The following is a 16,684-nucleotide window of genomic DNA, read 5'->3' as shown; positions in this document are numbered from 1 at the left end:
TATGAACACCATGACACTCACTCCGGGGCAGTTAAGCCTCTCTCAACTGTACGATGTCTGGCGTCATCCGGTACAGCTTCGGCTGGACGCCAGCGCCATTGACGGCATTAACGCCAGTGTCGCGTGCGTCAATGATATCGTTGCCGAAGGGCGTACCGCCTACGGCATCAACACCGGTTTCGGCCTGCTGGCGCAGACGCGCATCGCTGATGAAGACTTGCAAAATCTACAGCGATCGTTGGTGTTGTCTCACGCCGCGGGCGTAGGCGACCCACTGGATGACGCGATGGTGCGTCTGATTATGGTATTGAAAATCAATAGCCTGGCGCGCGGGTTTTCCGGGATTCGGTTGAGCGTGATAGAGGCGCTCATCGCTCTGGTGAATGCCGGCGTGTATCCGCTGATTCCGGCAAAAGGCTCGGTTGGCGCGTCGGGCGACTTAGCGCCGCTGGCGCATCTGTCGCTGACGCTGCTTGGCGAAGGAAAAGCGCGCTGGCAGGGCGAATGGCTTCCGGCGCAGACGGCGCTAAAAAAGGCCGGACTGGAGCCTGTCGCGCTGGCGGCCAAAGAGGGGCTGGCGCTGCTTAATGGCACCCAGGCATCAACGGCCTTCGCGCTGCGCGGTTTGTTTGAGGCACAGGAGTTATTTGCCTCCGCCGTTGTCTGCGGCGCGCTGACTACCGAAGCCGTACTGGGATCGCGCCGTCCTTTTGATGCGCGCATTCATGCCGCGCGCGGACAACAGGGGCAAATTGACGTCGCGCGGTTGTTCCGGCACCTGCTGACCGATACCAGCGCCATTGCTGAATCACATCACCACTGTCATAAAGTTCAGGACCCGTATTCCCTTCGCTGCCAGCCGCAGGTAATGGGCGCTTGTCTGACCCAGTTACGTCAGACGAAAGAGGTACTGCTGGCTGAGGCCAACGCGGTATCCGATAATCCGCTGGTCTTTGCCGATGCGGGGGAGGTGATCTCCGGCGGTAACTTCCATGCTGAACCGGTTGCCATGGCGGCGGATAATCTGGCGCTGGCGATAGCGGAAATCGGCGCGCTATCGGAGCGGCGCATCGCGCTGATGATGGATAAACATATGTCGCAGTTACCGCCGTTCCTGGTGAAAAATGGCGGCGTTAATTCCGGTTTTATGATTGCCCAGGTCACCGCCGCGGCGCTCGCCAGCGAGAATAAAGCGCTGGCGCACCCGCACAGCGTGGATAGCCTGCCGACCTCGGCGAATCAGGAAGATCATGTCTCAATGGCCCCGGCGGCAGGACGGCGACTCTGGGAAATGGCGGCGAATACCCGCGGCATCATTGCCGTGGAGTGGCTGGCGGCCTGTCAGGGGATAGATTTACGGGAAGGGTTAACCTCCAGCCCGTTACTGGAACAGGCGCGGCAGACACTGCGCGAGCAGGTGGCGCACTATACGCAGGATCGTTTTTTCGCGCCCGATATTGAGTGTGCGACGGCGCTGCTGGCGCAAGGCGCGTTACAGCGTCTGGTGCCGGACTTTATGTGAATGCTGCCGGATGGCGCGGCGCGTATTCGGCTTACCCAACCCGTTGGCAGGGTAAGACGTTTACGCCGCCATCCGGCACAGCGTTTAACTGAACATCGCCGTGATCGAGGCGCTGGCGAGCGAATGGAAATGCACGTTAAAGCCGACCATCGCGCCGCTGGCGTCTTCATCAACGTCAAGACGCTCGACGTCCAGCGCGTGAACCGTAAAGATATAGCGGTGCGTTTCCCCTTTAGGCGGCGCCGCGCCGCCGTAGCCCGCTTTACCGAAATCGGTACGCGTCTGAATGACGCCGTCTGGTACGGCCACCAGGCCTGAGCCGAACCCCTGGGTCAGTACGCGCGTATCCGCCGGGAGGTTCACCACCACCCAGTGCCACCAGCCGGAGCCGGTCGGCGCGTCGGGATCGTAACAGGTCACGACAAAACTTTTGGTGCCCATCGGCACGTCGTCCCAGGCCAGATGCGGCGAAATATTATCGCCATCATAGCCCATACCGTTAAAAACGTGGCGATGAGGAAGTTTATCTCCATCGCGCAAATCGTTGCTGATAAGTTTCATGCGCTCTCCTTTTGACTCACCAGAAGTGTAGCCAGAAGCAGCATCGCTTACCGCTGATTAATGGCTAAAAAATGTTTCATTGTGTACCGCGTCATTGACCGCCTGGGTCAAACGGCGCAGTTGATCCGGACGAATAATGTAGGGCGGCATCAGGTAGATTAGCTTGCCGAACGGCCTGATCCAGACGCCTTGCCCGACGAAGAAGCGTTGAAGCGCCGCCATATTGACCGGATGCGTGGTTTCAACCACCCCAATCGCACCCAACACCCGCACATCCGCCACCCAGGGCGAACTTTGCGCGGGGGCTAACTCAGCGCGTAACTGAGACTCGATAGACGCCACCTGCTGACGCCATTCGCCGCTTTCCAGCAGCGTCAGGCTGGCGCAAGCGACGGCGCAGGCCAGCGGATTCCCCATAAACGTCGGGCCATGCATAAAACACCCCGCCTCGCCGTTGCTAATAGTCTCTGCAACCTGGCGTGTCGTGAGCGTTGCCGAGAGGGTCATGGTGCCGCCGGTTAACGCTTTGCCGAGACACAGAATATCCGGTGCGATCCCGGCATGCTCGCAGGCGAACAGTTTGCCGGTACGGCCAAACCCGGTGGCTATTTCATCGGCAATCAGCAGAATGCCTTCGCGATCGCACATGTTACGAATACGCCTGAGCCATTGTGGATGATATATGCGCATCCCGCCCGCGCCCTGAACGATAGGTTCCAGAATCACGGCGGCTATTTCATGACGATGCGCGGCCATCAGGCGGGCAAATGGCGCGATGTCGCTTTCATCCCATTCGCCATCCATCCGGCTTTGCGGCGCCGGCGCGAACAGATTTTCCGGCAGATAGCCTTTCCACAAGCTGTGCATGGAGTTATCCGGATCGCACACCGACATCGCGCCGAACGTGTCGCCATGATAACCGTGGCGAAACGTCAGAAAACGCTGACGCGATTCGCCGCGCGCCTGCCAGTATTGCAGCGCCATCTTCATGGCCACTTCCACCGACACCGAACCGGAGTCGGCCAGAAAGACACACTCCAGCGGCTCAGGCGTTATCGCGACCAGCTTACGGCACAGATTCACCGCAGGTTGATGGGTTATGCCGCCGAACATGACATGCGACATGGCGTCAATTTGCGCTTTCATCGCCGCATTCAATTGCGGGTGGTTATAACCATGAATGGCCGCCCACCAGGAGGACATCCCCTCAATCAGGCATTCGCCCGAGGCGAGAACCAGCTCGCAGCCTTCGGCCCGCTCAACGGGATATACCGGCAGCGGCGAGGTCATGGAAGTGTAAGGATGCCAAATATGGCGTTTATCGAAGGCCAGATCGTCCGTTGTCATAATCGACTTGTAAACCAAATTAAAAAGATTTAGGTTTACGAGTCTACACCATATCAAAAACAAACAACATATTTTGGAGAAGCCCAATGGCTCGCCACCCACGCTGGACACTGTCGCAAGTAACCGAATTATTTGAAAAACCACTGCTGGAATTGCTGTTTGAAGCGCAGCAAATTCATCGCCAGCATTTCGATCCGCAGCAGGTACAGGTTAGTACGCTGCTGTCGATCAAAACCGGCGCCTGCCCGGAGGATTGTAAATACTGCCCGCAGAGCTCGCGCTATAAAACAGGGCTGGAAGCCGAGCGTTTAATGGAGGTAGAGCAGGTACTGGACTCCGCCCGTAAAGCGAAAAACGCCGGTTCGACCCGCTTCTGTATGGGAGCGGCCTGGAAGAATCCGCATGAACGCGATATGCCTTATCTGGAGCAGATTGTACAGGGCGTCAAAGCGATGGGGCTGGAAACCTGTATGACGCTCGGCATGTTGAACGAGAGCCAGGCGCAGCGTCTGGCTAACGCCGGGCTGGATTACTACAACCACAACCTCGATACCTCGCCGGAGTTTTACGGCAATATCATCACTACCCGTACCTATCAGGAGCGCCTCGACACGCTGGAAAAAGTCCGTGAAGCAGGGATTAAAGTGTGCTCCGGCGGCATTGTGGGTCTGGGCGAAACGGTTACCGATCGCGCCGGACTGTTGTTGCAGTTGGCGAACCTGCCGACACCGCCGGAAAGCGTGCCAATCAACATGCTGGTGAAGGTAAAAGGCACGCCGCTTGCGGATAACGATGACGTGGATGCGTTTGATTTTATTCGTACTATCGCCGTGGCGCGCATCATGATGCCGACCTCATACGTGCGTCTTTCCGCAGGGCGTGAACAGATGAACGAGCAGACCCAGGCGATGTGCTTTATGGCCGGGGCGAACTCGATTTTCTATGGCTGCAAATTGTTAACTACGCCAAATCCGGCAGAGGACAAGGATCTGCAGTTATTCCGTAAGCTGGGGCTGAATCCGCAGCAGACCAGGGTGCTGGCGGGCGATAACGAGCAGCAGCAACGTCTGGAGCAGACGCTGATGACGCCTGACACCGATGATTATTACAACGCGGCAGCCTTATGAGTTGGCAACAACGCGTCGACGATGCGCTGACGGCGCGTCGGGTGACGGATACGTTGCGCCGCCGCTATGTGGTATCGCAGGGTGCCGGACGCTGGCTGGTAGCGAACGGGCGACAGTATCTTAACTTTTCCAGCAATGATTACCTCGGCTTAAGTCAACATCCGCAGATTATTCGCGCCTGGCAACAGGCAGCGACGCGTTTTGGCGTCGGCAGCGGCGGGTCGGGTCATATCAGCGGTTATTCCGTGGCGCACCAGGCGTTAGAGGAGGAACTGGCGCAATGGTTAGGATATCCACGCGCGCTGCTGTTTATCTCTGGCTTTGCGGCGAATCAGGCGGTCATTACCGCCTTAATGAAAAAAAATGACCGGATTGTGGCCGACAGGTTGAGTCATGCTTCCCTGCTGGAAGCCGCTAATCTGAGTCCGGCGCAGCTTCGCCGCTTTATCCATAACGATACGCAGCATCTGTCGCGTTTACTGCAATCGCCCTGCGTGGGTCAGCAACTGGTGGTGACAGAAGGTGTATACAGCATGGACGGCGACAGCGCGCCGCTGGCGGAAATCCAGCACATTGCCCGCAGGCATCATGCCTGGCTGTTGGTTGATGATGCGCACGGCATCGGCGTGACTGGCGATGAGGGGCGGGGCACCTGCTGGCAGCGGGGGGTGAAGCCTGAGTTGCTGGTGGTGACTTTCGGTAAGGGGTTTGGCGTCAGCGGCGCAGCGGTGCTCTGCTCGGAAAGCGTCGCAGATTATCTGCTGCAATTCGCCCGTCATCTGGTTTACAGCACCAGTATGCCGCCCGCCCAGGCGCAGGCGTTAAGCGCCTCGCTGGCGGTGATCCGTAGCGATGAAGGTGGTGAACGGCGCGAAAAACTCGCCGCTCTGGTTCAGCGCTTTCGGGCAGGCGTTAACGCGTCCCGATTTACGCTACTGAATGCCCATAGCGCCATCCAGCCGTTAATCGTGGGCGATAACAGCCGTGCATTGCGCCTGGCGGAGGCGCTGCGTCAACAAGGATGCTGGGCGACGGCGATTCGTCCGCCGACGGTGCCTGTCGGTACGGCGCGCCTGCGCTTAACGTTAACGCAGGCGCATGAAGCGTGCGATATCGACCGTCTGCTGGAGGTTCTGCATGGCGCAGGTGAATAAGCAGGCTATTGCGGCGGCGTTTGGCCGGGCCGCATCGCAATATGAACAGCACGCCTCTTTGCAGCAACACAGCGCGGATGCGCTGCTGACGCTGTTGACAGGCCGCCAGTTTGCCAGTGTGTTGGACGCAGGCTGCGGCCCCGGACGTATGAGTCGTTACTGGCGAGAGCGGGGGAGCGAAGTGACCGCCCTGGATCTTTCGCTGCCGATGCTGCAACAGGCTCGCGATCGTCAGGCGGCGCATCACTATTTGCTGGCGGATATCGAAGCGATTCCCCATGACGCCGAAGTTTTTGACCTGGCCTGGAGCAACCTGGCGGTCCAGTGGTGCGGCGATTTACGCGATGCGTTGAGCGAGTTGTATCGGGTTGTACGGCCCGGCGGCGTGGTGGCGTTTACCACCTTGTGCCAGGGGTCGTTGCCGGAGCTGCGTCAGGCATGGCAGGCCGTCGATAATCGCGCTCACGCGAATAGCTTTTTGCCGGAAGAGGCCATTGACCACGCGCTGCGCGGCTGGCGGGCGTTTCGTCATACTCAGGCGATGACATTGTGGTTTGAGGATGCCCTGAGCGCAATGCGCTCGCTTAAAGGCATTGGCGCCACCCATCTTCATGAAGGGCGGGAGACGGATGTATTAACCCGCGCCCGGCTTAGACAGATTCAACTGGCATGGCCGCAGCGGCAGGGGAAATATCCGCTGACGTACCACCTTTTTATGGGAGTGATTGAACGTGACTAAACGCTATTTTGTGACCGGTACTGATACTGAAGTCGGTAAAACGGTTGCCAGTTGCGCCTTATTGCAGGCCGCAACGCAGTTAGGTTATCAAACCGTAGGCTATAAGCCCGTCGCTTCCGGCAGCGAAATGACAACCGACGGGCTACGCAATAGCGATGCCCTGGCCTTGCAGCGTAACAGCAGCCTGCCGCAACCTTATTCCGCTATCAATCCTTATACTTTTGCCGAGCCTACCTCTCCCCACATCGTTAGCGCCGACGAAGGCCGGGCGATAGACGCGGCGGTGTTATCACGCGGATTGCGAACGCTGGAGGCGCAGGCAGACTGGGTGTTGACAGAAGGGGCGGGCGGCTGGTTTACACCGCTCTCTGCCACGCTGACGTTTGCCGACTGGGTACAGACGGAGCAGCTGCCGGTGATTCTGGTTGTTGGCGTCAAGCTGGGCTGTATTAATCACGCCATGCTGACGGCGCTGGCGGTAGAACAGGCCGGATTACCACTTGTCGGATGGATAGCCAACGACATACAGCCGCCGGGCGCGCGTCATGGTGAATATCTCGCGACGCTTCGCCGCATCATACCGGCCCCGCTGTTAGGGGAAATCCCGTGGCTGGGCATTTCTCCATCGCAGGCGGCGACAGGACAGTATCTGGACCTCAGCCCCCTGGAACGCGCCTGACCGCGCTTAAAAACCGCCTTCTTGCAGGATCTGACGATCCTGCTGTTCTTTCGCCAGACCCTCCTGACGTCGCCAGGCTAAAAATGTGCAAAATGTGAGCGTCTACGCCTCAATTTTTCCCTTCTCGTTAGCCAATAATCTGCCAAAAATAGCGATAATTTTTTTTTATCGCCCGGCGAAAACGTCAGGGGCTGATTTTGCCAGGCGGCAGGGGATACGGGCTGGAAGCAGTTATCCACTATTCCTGTGGATAACCTTGTGTATTAGAGTTAGAAAACACAACGTAAGCGAGAGGCGACGCGGCCTGCGACTAAATTGGCGCGAAAGACGGCTTGAGAAAATATCCCTTTTCAGACAGCAAGTTATATAAAATCAATGGTTGTAAAGGAAGGGGGATACGTTGACATAAAACTTTCATCATCCGACTTGACAAATGTTAAAAAAGACTCTGGTCTGGGGATAACCAGCACACTGCTGGAATTTTACCCCGCGACTGTCTATGTTTTACCTCTAAATAGCGTGGGGTATCTGCCGATAGCCATTATACACTGGAGCGTTACTGTTTTTTCATCCAGTGTTTTTTATTGGCAATATTCACCGTCGAGAGTAAAATTACACCCCTGCCCGCTCACTCCTTCAGGTAGCCGCTCATGAGTAAACCGTTCAAACTGAATTCCGCTTTTAAACCTTCTGGCGATCAGCCGGACGCTATACGTCGTCTGGAAGAGGGGCTGGAGGACGGGCTGGCGCATCAGACGTTATTGGGCGTGACCGGCTCCGGGAAGACATTCACCATTGCCAACGTCATTGCGGACTTGCAGCGGCCAACGATGGTGCTTGCGCCCAATAAAACCCTGGCGGCGCAGCTCTACGGCGAAATGAAAGAGTTTTTCCCGGAAAACGCGGTGGAGTATTTCGTCTCCTACTATGACTACTATCAGCCGGAAGCGTATGTGCCAAGTTCGGATACGTTTATCGAAAAAGACGCTTCGGTAAACGAACATATTGAGCAAATGCGGTTGTCGGCAACGAAAGCGTTGCTTGAGCGACGCGATGTCGTGGTGGTGGCTTCCGTGTCCGCGATTTACGGTCTGGGCGATCCGGATCTCTACCTGAAAATGATGCTGCATCTGACGGTGGGAATGCTGATTGACCAGCGCGCGATTTTGCGTCGGCTGGCGGAATTGCAATACACCCGTAACGATCAAGCTTTTCAGCGTGGTACCTTTCGCGTGCGCGGCGAAGTGATCGACATCTTCCCGGCTGAATCTGACGACATCGCGCTACGCGTTGAGCTGTTTGATGAAGAAGTGGAACGCCTGTCGCTGTTCGACCCGTTAACCGGGCAGGTAGAGTCAACGGTGCCACGTTATACTATCTATCCCAAAACGCACTACGTAACGCCGCGCGAGCGTATTCTGCAGGCGATGGAAGAGATAAAAGATGAGCTGGCGGACAGGCGTAAGGTCTTGCTGGCAAATAATAAGCTGCTTGAAGAGCAGCGATTAAGCCAGCGCACGCAGTTCGATTTAGAGATGATGAACGAGCTGGGCTACTGCTCAGGCATTGAAAACTATTCCCGCTTTCTGTCGGGCCGCGGGCCGGGCGAACCGCCGCCAACCTTGTTCGATTATCTGCCCGCCGACGGACTGCTGGTGGTGGATGAGTCTCATGTCACCATCCCGCAGATAGGCGGCATGTACCGCGGCGACCGGGCGCGCAAAGAGACGCTGGTCGAGTATGGCTTCCGTCTGCCTTCGGCGATGGATAACCGTCCGCTGAAGTTTGAGGAGTTTGAAGCCTTAGCGCCGCAAACTATCTATGTTTCCGCCACGCCCGGCAACTATGAGCTGGAAAAATCTGGTGATGAGGTGGTGGATCAGGTCGTGCGACCGACCGGGCTGCTGGACCCGATTATTGAAGTGCGTCCGGTGGCGACCCAGGTGGACGATCTGCTGTCCGAAATTCGTCAGCGTGCGGCCATTAATGAGCGTGTCCTTGTCACTACGCTTACCAAACGGATGGCGGAAGATTTGACCGAATATCTGGAAGAACACGGCGAGCGCGTGCGTTACCTGCACTCAGATATTGATACCGTGGAGCGCATGGAAATCATCCGCGATTTGCGTCTGGGCGAGTTTGACGTTCTGGTGGGGATTAACCTGCTGCGCGAAGGGCTGGATATGCCGGAAGTCTCGCTGGTGGCGATTCTGGACGCCGATAAAGAGGGCTTCCTGCGCTCCGAGCGCTCCCTGATTCAGACCATAGGGCGCGCGGCGCGCAACGTTAACGGTAAAGCGATTCTGTATGGCGATAAAATCACGCCGTCGATGGCGAAGGCGATTGGCGAAACCGAGCGACGTCGCGAGAAGCAGCAGAAGTACAACGAAGAGCACGGTATCACTCCGCAGGGGCTGAACAAAAAAGTGGTCGACATCCTGGCGCTGGGGCAGAACATTGCGAAAACCAAAGCGAAGGGGAAAGGCAAGGGCCGTTCTACGGCAAAAGCCGGAATTGTCGAACTGGATATGACGCCGAAAGCGTTGCAGCAGAAAATTCATGAACTGGAAGGGCAAATGATGCAGCACGCGCAAAATCTGGAGTTTGAAGAAGCCGCGCAAATTCGCGACCAGTTGCACCAGTTACGCGAGTTGTTTATCGCGGCGTCCTGACAATGTGTCGATCGCCAGCGAGTCATCGTTACCATGGCTCGCTTTTGAGAATTTCAGTGCAATAGTAAGGGCTAAGTCAGTCAGGAATGAAAAACAGTGACAGGCTTTGACTAACGGGATTGTCGAAAAACTCAAAACATCAATGGGGTAGCTAGTTTAATCACAACTGAAGAAAATTAGCGTTGAGGCTGAACCCAACGCTAATTTTCCCTCTCTCCTCGGCTATGAAAAAAAACGCCCCGTATTATCGGTATAGCTATCCTTATGATCGTCATTTTAATCTTATATGAGTTCGTTGAAAGCGTGTCATGGCAACAGATTACATCATTCTACTTAAAAAAGAGGTGATGGAAGCGCGAGCATCTATAAGTCAAGCGCTGCAAATACTGAATGATTTGTCCGAAATAATGACGACTGTGACCTCTTATTTAAAGTTGAGAATATCCTTATCTGTTACTTTAGGTTACGTTCAGATCAGGTAGGGAAAATATGTTTAATATTACTAATATACAATCTACGGCAAGGCATCAAAGTATTAGCAATGAGGCCTCAACAGAGGTGCCTTTAAAAGAAGAGATATGGAATAAAATAAGTGCCTTTTTCTCTTCAGAACATCAGGTTGAAGCACAAAACTGCATCGCTTATCTTTGTCATCCACCTGAAACCGCCTCGCCAGAAGAGATCAAAAGCAAGTTTGAATGTTTAAGGATGTTAGCTTTCCCGGCGTATGCGGATAATATTCAGTATAGTAGAGGAGGGGCAGACCAATACTGTATTTTGAGTGAAAATAGTCAGGAAATTCTGTCTATAGTTTTTAATACAGAGGGCTATACCGTTGAGGGAGGGGGAAAGTCAGTCACCTATACCCGTGTGACAGAAAGCGAGCAGGCGAGTAGCGCTTCCGGCTCCAAAGATGCTGTGAATTATGAGTTAATCTGGTCTGAGTGGGTAAAAGAGGCGCCAGCGAAAGAGGCAGCAAATCGTGAAGAAGCCGTACAACGGATGCGTGACTGCCTGAAAAATAATAAGACGGAACTTCGTCTGAAAATATTAGGACTTACCACTATACCTGCCTGTATTCCTGAGCAGATAACTACTCTGATACTCGATAACAATGAACTGAAAAGTTTGCCGGAAAATTTACAGGGAAATATAAAGACCCTGTATGCCAACAGTAATCAGCTAACCAGTATCCCTGCCACGTTACCGGATACCATACAGGAAATGGAGCTGAGCATTAACCGTATTACTGAATTGCCGGAACGTTTGCCTTCAGCGCTTCAATCGCTGGATCTTTTCCATAATAAAATTAGTTGTTTACCTGAAAATCTACCTGAGGAACTTCGGTACCTGAGCGTTTATGATAACAGCATAAGGACACTGCCAGCACATCTTCCGTCAGGGATTACCCATTTGAATGTGCAGAGTAATTCGTTAACCGCTTTGCCTGAAACATTGCCGCCGGGCCTGAAGACTCTGGAGGCCGGCGAAAATGCCTTAACCAGTCTGCCCGCATCGTTACCACCAGAATTACAGGTCCTGGATGTAAGTAAAAATCAGATTACGGTTCTGCCTGAAACACTACCTCCCACGATAACAACGCTGGATGTTTCCCGTAACGCATTGACTAATCTACCGGAAAACCTCCCGGCGGCATTACAAATAATGCAGGCCTCTCGCAATAACCTGGTCCGTCTCCCGGAGTCGTTACCCCATTTTCGTGGTGAAGGACCTCAACCTACAAGAATAATCGTAGAATATAATCCTTTTTCAGAACGAACAATACAGAATATGCAGCGGCTAATGTCATCTGTAGATTATCAGGGACCCCGGGTATTGTTTGCCATGGGCGACTTTTCAATTGTTCGGGTAACTCGACCACTGCATCAAGCTGTCCAGGGGTGGCTAACCAATCTCGAGGAGGAAGACGTCAACCAATGGCGGGCGTTTGAGACGGAAGTAAACGCGGCAGCCTTCAGCATGTTTCTGGATCGTCTTAGCGATACGCAGAACACCCGACACCCGGATTTTAAGGAACAAGTCTCCGCCTGGCTAATGCGCCTGGCTGAAGATAGCGCACTAAGAGAAACCGCATTTATTATAGCGATGGGTGCAACGATAAGCTGTGAAGATCGGGTCACACTGGCATACCACCAAATGCAGGAAGCGACGTTGGTTCATGATGCTGAAAGAGGCGCCTTTGATAGCCACTTAGCGGAACTGATTATGGCGGGGCGTGAAATCTTTCGGCTGGAGCAAATAGAATCGCTCGCCAGAGAAAAGGTAAAACGGCTGTTTTTTATTGACGAAGTCGAAGTATTTCTGGGTTTTCAGAATCAGTTACGAGAGTCGCTGTCGCTGACAACAATGACCCAGGATATGCGATTTTATAACGTTTCTGGTATCACTGAGTCTGACCTGGACGAGGCGGAAATAAGGATAAAAATTGCTGAAAATAGGGATTTTCACAAATGGTTTGCGCTGTGGGGGCCGTGGCATAAAGTGCTGGAGCGTATAGCGCCAGAAGAGTGGCGTGAAATGATGGCCAAAAGGGCTGAGTGTATTGAAACGGATGAGTATCAGAGCCGGGTCAATGCTGAACTGGAAGCGTTAGGAATAGCAGGTGATCCTGACGCAGAGCGCATGGCTGGAATGCGGATAATGGAAGAGATCAATCAGACCCTCTTTACTGAGATCATGGAGAATATATTGCTGAAAAAAGAGGTGAGCTCGCTCATGAGCGCCTACTGGTGATAGCTGAACGCAGTTTATCAGAAGAGGGAGAGAGCCTGTTTACCCTTCGGTGTAAACAGGCTTCTGATAAGCGCAGCGTCGTCGGTAAACGGGCTTAACCCAACGCCTGTAGCGCTTTTTCCAGCGCATTGTGTAATAACTGACGATCGTGGCGATAGGGGATATCGCTGGCCTCCAGCACTTCCTGAATCACCAGCCGATCGTTCACCGCACTGACGTCAACTCGCGGCCCAACCACTACTGCGTCAATGACTTTTTTGCCAATATATTGCTCCATCATCGCCAGCTTATCGACCAGCGTTAAACTGGCGGCGGGCAGACTCAGTTCGCGACCCAGATTGCCGATATACACCATTGGCGCTGGGGTGCGCCGCAGCGCCTGCGCCAGTTCATCCAGTAGCAGGCAAGGCATCAGGCTGGTATAAAAACTGCCAGGGCCAATCAGAATCAGATCCGCGTCATTAATGGCCTGTACCGCTTCCCGCGTCGCCGGAACGTTTGGCGTTAACATGATCTCCTGCGGCGGCGTCGCTAACTGATCGATATTCACCTCGCCATAAATCTCATGCCCCTGATCGTCAATCGCCATCAGATCTACCGGTAGCTCCGACATCGGGATCAGCTGCGCGTCCACTTTAAGCAGATTACGAATTAAATTAATCGCTTCCAGAGGCCGCACGCTCAGGTGATCTAACGCCTTTAACATCAAATTTCCGAGGTTATGACCAGAAAGTTCGCCATTACCGCCAAAACGGTACTCAAACATAGCGGATGCGACGCTGGGTTCGGTAATTAACTGATTCAGACAGTTGCGCATATCGCCCCAGGCGATCCCGCCTTCCGAGCGGCGAATACGGCCAGTTGACCCCCCGTTATCTGTGGTAGTCACAATGCCGGTCAGGCGCGAACCTAATGAAGAAAGCGAGGAGAGGACGCGTCCTAATCCATGCCCTCCGCCGAGGGCAACGACACGATCAAGGTCAGCCAGCGTACGATTGCGCATAAAAATTCCTGAAGTCAAATAAGCAGCGCTACAGTAGCGCAAGTCGCGGGTTTTCAGCAATTAGCCGACCGGCTAAAAGACAATTAATTATTCCCGACTACCCCTTTATAGCGAGGGCGTTACCACGGCTAAATGATATATATCAATGTAAAAGTGTGATTTTCACGTATTCTGTCGCTAAATAGCACGATCATATCGCTATGTATATGTTTATATAGCGAAAGCGTGATGGCGAAATTGTCATTTACACGCTAGTATCGGCGTAACCACAGTAAACACTCTAGCCTCTGCACCTGGGTCATTTTTGATACGGTGCTTTGGCCGTGACAACGTTTAACGTTTGCCACCAGGGCGCAGGAAGAAATGACTCCGCCTCCCGTATTTGGAAAGGTGTACATGGCTTCACAACTTACCGATGCTTTCGCGCGTAAGTTTTACTACTTGCGTTTGTCGATTACCGATGTGTGTAACTTTCGTTGCACCTACTGCCTGCCGGATGGCTACAAACCTGGCGGCGTCACTAACAACGGTTTCCTTACCGTCGATGAAATTCGTCGCGTTACGCGCGCTTTTGCCAGTCTTGGCACGGAGAAGGTGCGTCTTACCGGCGGCGAGCCTTCATTACGCCGCGATTTTACCGACATCATTGCCGCCGTGGGTGAAAATGATGCTATTCGCCAGATCGCGGTGACCACTAACGGTTATCGACTGGCGCGCGATGCCGCGAGCTGGCGCGAAGCGGGGCTGACGGGCGTCAATGTTAGCGTGGATAGCCTGGATGCGCGTCAGTTCCATGCGATTACCGGTCAGGACAAATTCCGCCAGGTGATGGCGGGCATCGATGCCGCCTTTGACGCCGGTTTCAAAAAGGTGAAAGTCAACACCGTGCTGATGCGCGACGTGAATCACCATCAGTTGGATACCTTCCTTGCCTGGATTCAGCCTCGCCCCATTCAGTTACGCTTCATTGAACTTATGGAGACGGGCGAGGGGAGCGATCTCTTCCGCAAACATCATATTTCGGGTCAGGTATTACGCGACGAGCTGATTAAGCGCGGCTGGATCCACCAGCTCCGCCAGCGTAGCGATGGTCCGGCGCAGGTTTTTTGTCATCCCGATTACGTCGGTGAGATCGGCCTCATTATGCCGTATGAAAAAGATTTCTGCGCCACCTGTAACCGCCTGCGTGTTTCGTCTGTCGGGAAGCTGCATTTATGTCTGTTTGGCGACGGCGGCGTGAGTTTACGCGACCTGTTACAGGATGATGCGCAGCAATACGCGCTTGAGGAACGTATTTCCGACGCGTTGCGGGAGAAAAAGCAGACCCATTTCCTTCACCAGAGCAATACTGGTATTACGCAAAATTTATCTTACATTGGCGGTTAATCCTTAATAAGGAGATTTCAGATGAGTCAGGTCAGCGCTGAATTTATCCCGACCCGCATCGCTATTCTTACTGTTTCCAGCCGACGCGGCGAAGAAGACGATACCTCCGGTCATTATCTGCGTGATTCGGCGCAGGAGGCCGGGCATGAAGTGGTGGCGAAAGCCATCGTTAAAGAGAACCGTTACGCGATTCGCGCCCAGGTTTCCGCCTGGATCGCCAGTGATGAGGTGCAGGTCGTATTGATAACTGGCGGGACCGGTTTGACCGAAGGCGATCAGGCGCCGGAAGCGCTGTTGCCGCTGTTCGATCGTGAAGTGGAAGGATTTGGCGAAGTGTTTCGCATGCTCTCGTTTGAAGAGATCGGCACCGCAACTCTGCAGTCGCGCGCGGTAGCTGGCGTGGCGAATAACACCTTGATTTTCGCCATGCCGGGCTCAACAAAAGCGTGCAGAACCGCATGGGAGAATATCATTGCGCCGCAGCTGGATGCCCGTACACGCCCATGTAATTTTCACCCTCATTTAAAGAAATAACGATGTCGCAATTAACCCATATAAACGCCGCAGGCGAAGCGCACATGGTGGACGTTTCCGCGAAAGCGGAAACCGTTCGTGAAGCGCGGGCGGAAGCATTCGTTACCATGCGTAGTGAAACGCTGGCGATGATTGTTGATGGCAAACACCACAAGGGCGATGTTTTCGCCACCGCCCGAATTGCCGGTATTCAGGCCGCCAAACGCACCTGGGAGCTGATCCCGCTGTGCCACCCGCTACTGCTAAGTAAAGTGGAGATTCAGCTTCAGGCCGAGCCGGAGCATAACCGCGTACGTATTGAGTCTCTGTGCCGTCTGACCGGTAAAACCGGCGTCGAAATGGAAGCGTTAACTGCGGCGTCCGTCGCGGCGTTAACCATCTACGACATGTGTAAAGCGGTACAAAAAGATATGGTAATTGGTCCGGTGCGCCTGCTGGCGAAAAGCGGCGGCAAATCGGGGGATTTTAAGGTGGATGCGCATGATTAAGGTGCTTTTCTTCGCCCAGGTTCGCGAGCTTACAGGAACTGACGCGCTGGATCTTCCAGCAGATTTTTCCACCGTTGAGTCGCTGCGACAGCATCTGACGACAAAGAGCGATCGTTGGGCGCTGGCGTTGGAAGACGGCAAGCTGTTGGCGGCGGTCAACCAGACGCTGGTAAGTTTTGACCATCCGCTGACGGCGGGCGATGAAGTGGCGTTTTTCCCGCCAGTCACGGGGGGCTAACATGCGCGAAACGCGAATTGTAGTCGGCCCTGCGCCGTTTAGCGTCGGGGAGGAATATTCCTGGCTGGCGGCGCGCGACGAAGACGGCGCGGTCGTCACCTTTACCGGAAAAGTGCGCAATCATAACCTGGGCGATAGCGTTAAGGCGCTGACGCTGGAGCATTATCCCGGCATGACTGAGAAAGCTCTGGCGGAGATCGTCGCGAAGGCGCGTTCCCGCTGGCCGCTGGGGCGGGTCACGGTGATTCATCGCGTTGGCGAATTATGGCCGGGCGATGAGATTGTGTTTGTCGGCGTCACCAGCGCGCACCGCAGTAGCGCGTTCGACGCCGGTCAGTTCATTATGGATTATCTGAAAACCCGTGCGCCGTTCTGGAAGCGTGAAGCCACGCCGGAAGGCGATCGCTGGGTCGAAGCGCGCGACAGCGACCAGCAGTTGGCGAAACGTTGGTAGCAGAATGTGATACGCTTTAGGGTATC

Annotated in this window: 16 protein-coding genes and 1 riboswitch; of the genes, 13 read left to right on the top strand and 3 right to left on the bottom strand. The window is 54.4% G+C overall.

Annotated features, from left to right (window positions below; genetic code table 11):
- Position 1: 1 nt before the first annotated feature.
- A complete protein-coding gene (gene hutH, locus J4613_RS10475; RefSeq protein ID WP_001095241.1) occupies positions 2–1,522 on the top strand; it encodes a histidine ammonia-lyase in 1,521 nt (506 codons plus the stop codon).
- Between the two features lie 84 nt (positions 1,523–1,606).
- Here hutH and J4613_RS10470 read toward each other — a convergent pair whose 3' ends face one another.
- Positions 1,607–2,083, bottom strand: a complete 477-nt coding sequence (locus J4613_RS10470; RefSeq protein WP_000767403.1) for a kinase inhibitor — start codon at positions 2,081–2,083, stop codon at positions 1,607–1,609.
- Between the two features lie 57 nt (positions 2,084–2,140).
- On the bottom strand, positions 2,141–3,430 hold the full coding sequence (gene bioA, locus J4613_RS10465; protein WP_000205499.1) for an adenosylmethionine--8-amino-7-oxononanoate transaminase: 1,290 nt from the start codon (positions 3,428–3,430) through the stop codon (positions 2,141–2,143).
- Between the two features lie 86 nt (positions 3,431–3,516).
- On the opposite strand from bioA, the gene bioB reads away from it, so the two are divergent.
- The 7 genes from bioB (at position 3,517) to slrP (ending at position 12,555) form a co-directional block, all read left to right on the top strand.
- Positions 3,517–4,557 carry a biotin synthase BioB gene (bioB, locus tag J4613_RS10460; protein WP_000090727.1) on the top strand — a complete coding sequence of 347 codons (1,041 nt, stop codon included), beginning with the start codon at positions 3,517–3,519 and terminating at the stop codon, positions 4,555–4,557.
- On the top strand, positions 4,554–5,711 hold the full coding sequence (bioF, locus tag J4613_RS10455; RefSeq protein ID WP_000118955.1) for an 8-amino-7-oxononanoate synthase: 1,158 nt from the start codon (positions 4,554–4,556) through the stop codon (positions 5,709–5,711). Before bioB ends, bioF begins: the two co-directional genes overlap by 4 nt.
- Positions 5,695–6,450, top strand: a complete 756-nt coding sequence (gene bioC / locus J4613_RS10450; protein WP_000079910.1) for a malonyl-ACP O-methyltransferase BioC — start codon at positions 5,695–5,697, stop codon at positions 6,448–6,450. Before bioF ends, bioC begins: the two co-directional genes overlap by 17 nt.
- Positions 6,443–7,129 (top strand): dethiobiotin synthase, encoded by a 687-nt coding sequence (gene bioD, locus J4613_RS10445; protein ID WP_000167221.1) that lies wholly within the window; start codon positions 6,443–6,445, stop codon positions 7,127–7,129. Before bioC ends, bioD begins: the two co-directional genes overlap by 8 nt.
- Before the next feature lie 650 nt (positions 7,130–7,779).
- A complete protein-coding gene (uvrB, locus tag J4613_RS10440; RefSeq protein WP_000042506.1) occupies positions 7,780–9,801 on the top strand; it encodes an excinuclease ABC subunit UvrB in 2,022 nt (673 codons plus the stop codon).
- Positions 9,802–10,109: 308 nt separating this feature from the next.
- Positions 10,110–10,283, top strand: coding sequence for a hypothetical protein (locus tag J4613_RS10435; RefSeq protein WP_001616936.1), 174 nt, complete (start codon positions 10,110–10,112; stop codon positions 10,281–10,283).
- A gap of 7 nt (positions 10,284–10,290) precedes the next feature.
- Complete coding sequence (gene slrP, locus J4613_RS10430; RefSeq protein WP_000481996.1) at positions 10,291–12,555, top strand: SPI-1 type III secretion system effector E3 ubiquitin transferase SlrP; 2,265 nt, start codon at positions 10,291–10,293, stop codon at positions 12,553–12,555.
- Between the two features lie 94 nt (positions 12,556–12,649).
- On the opposite strand, the gene yvcK is transcribed toward slrP, so the two are convergent.
- Entirely contained in the window at positions 12,650–13,558 is a 909-nt protein-coding gene (gene yvcK, locus J4613_RS10425; RefSeq protein WP_001246033.1) for a uridine diphosphate-N-acetylglucosamine-binding protein YvcK, read from the bottom strand.
- A 264-nt stretch (positions 13,559–13,822) separates the two neighbouring features.
- Positions 13,823–13,967: riboswitch (molybdenum cofactor riboswitch) on the top strand.
- On the opposite strand from yvcK, the gene moaA reads away from it, so the two are divergent.
- From moaA to moaE, 5 genes are all read left to right on the top strand, one after another.
- Positions 13,955–14,944 (top strand): GTP 3',8-cyclase MoaA, encoded by a 990-nt coding sequence (moaA, locus tag J4613_RS10420; protein ID WP_000168187.1) that lies wholly within the window; start codon positions 13,955–13,957, stop codon positions 14,942–14,944. It overlaps the preceding riboswitch by 13 nt.
- Positions 14,945–14,965: 21 nt before the next feature.
- Positions 14,966–15,478 (top strand): molybdenum cofactor biosynthesis protein B, encoded by a 513-nt coding sequence (moaB, locus tag J4613_RS10415; RefSeq protein WP_000084604.1) that lies wholly within the window; start codon positions 14,966–14,968, stop codon positions 15,476–15,478.
- A 2-nt stretch (positions 15,479–15,480) separates the two neighbouring features.
- Positions 15,481–15,966: a cyclic pyranopterin monophosphate synthase MoaC gene (gene moaC, locus J4613_RS10410; protein ID WP_000080894.1), complete on the top strand. Its 486-nt coding sequence runs from the start codon at positions 15,481–15,483 to the stop codon at positions 15,964–15,966.
- Entirely contained in the window at positions 15,959–16,204 is a 246-nt protein-coding gene (moaD, locus tag J4613_RS10405; RefSeq protein WP_000598597.1) for a molybdopterin synthase sulfur carrier subunit, read from the top strand. The genes moaC and moaD overlap by 8 nt, the downstream gene beginning before the upstream one ends.
- A 1-nt stretch (position 16,205) precedes the next feature.
- Positions 16,206–16,658 carry a molybdopterin synthase catalytic subunit MoaE gene (gene moaE / locus J4613_RS10400; RefSeq protein WP_001209384.1) on the top strand — a complete coding sequence of 151 codons (453 nt, stop codon included), beginning with the start codon at positions 16,206–16,208 and terminating at the stop codon, positions 16,656–16,658.
- Positions 16,659–16,684 lie beyond the last annotated feature (26 nt).

The organism is Salmonella sp. 32020114201800008SM, assembly GCF_017572025.1.
GTDB classification, from domain to species: domain Bacteria; phylum Pseudomonadota; class Gammaproteobacteria; order Enterobacterales; family Enterobacteriaceae; genus Salmonella; species Salmonella enterica.
Note: the sequence above shows the minus strand (reverse complement) of the source record. Positions and strands in the feature narration are given on the sequence as shown.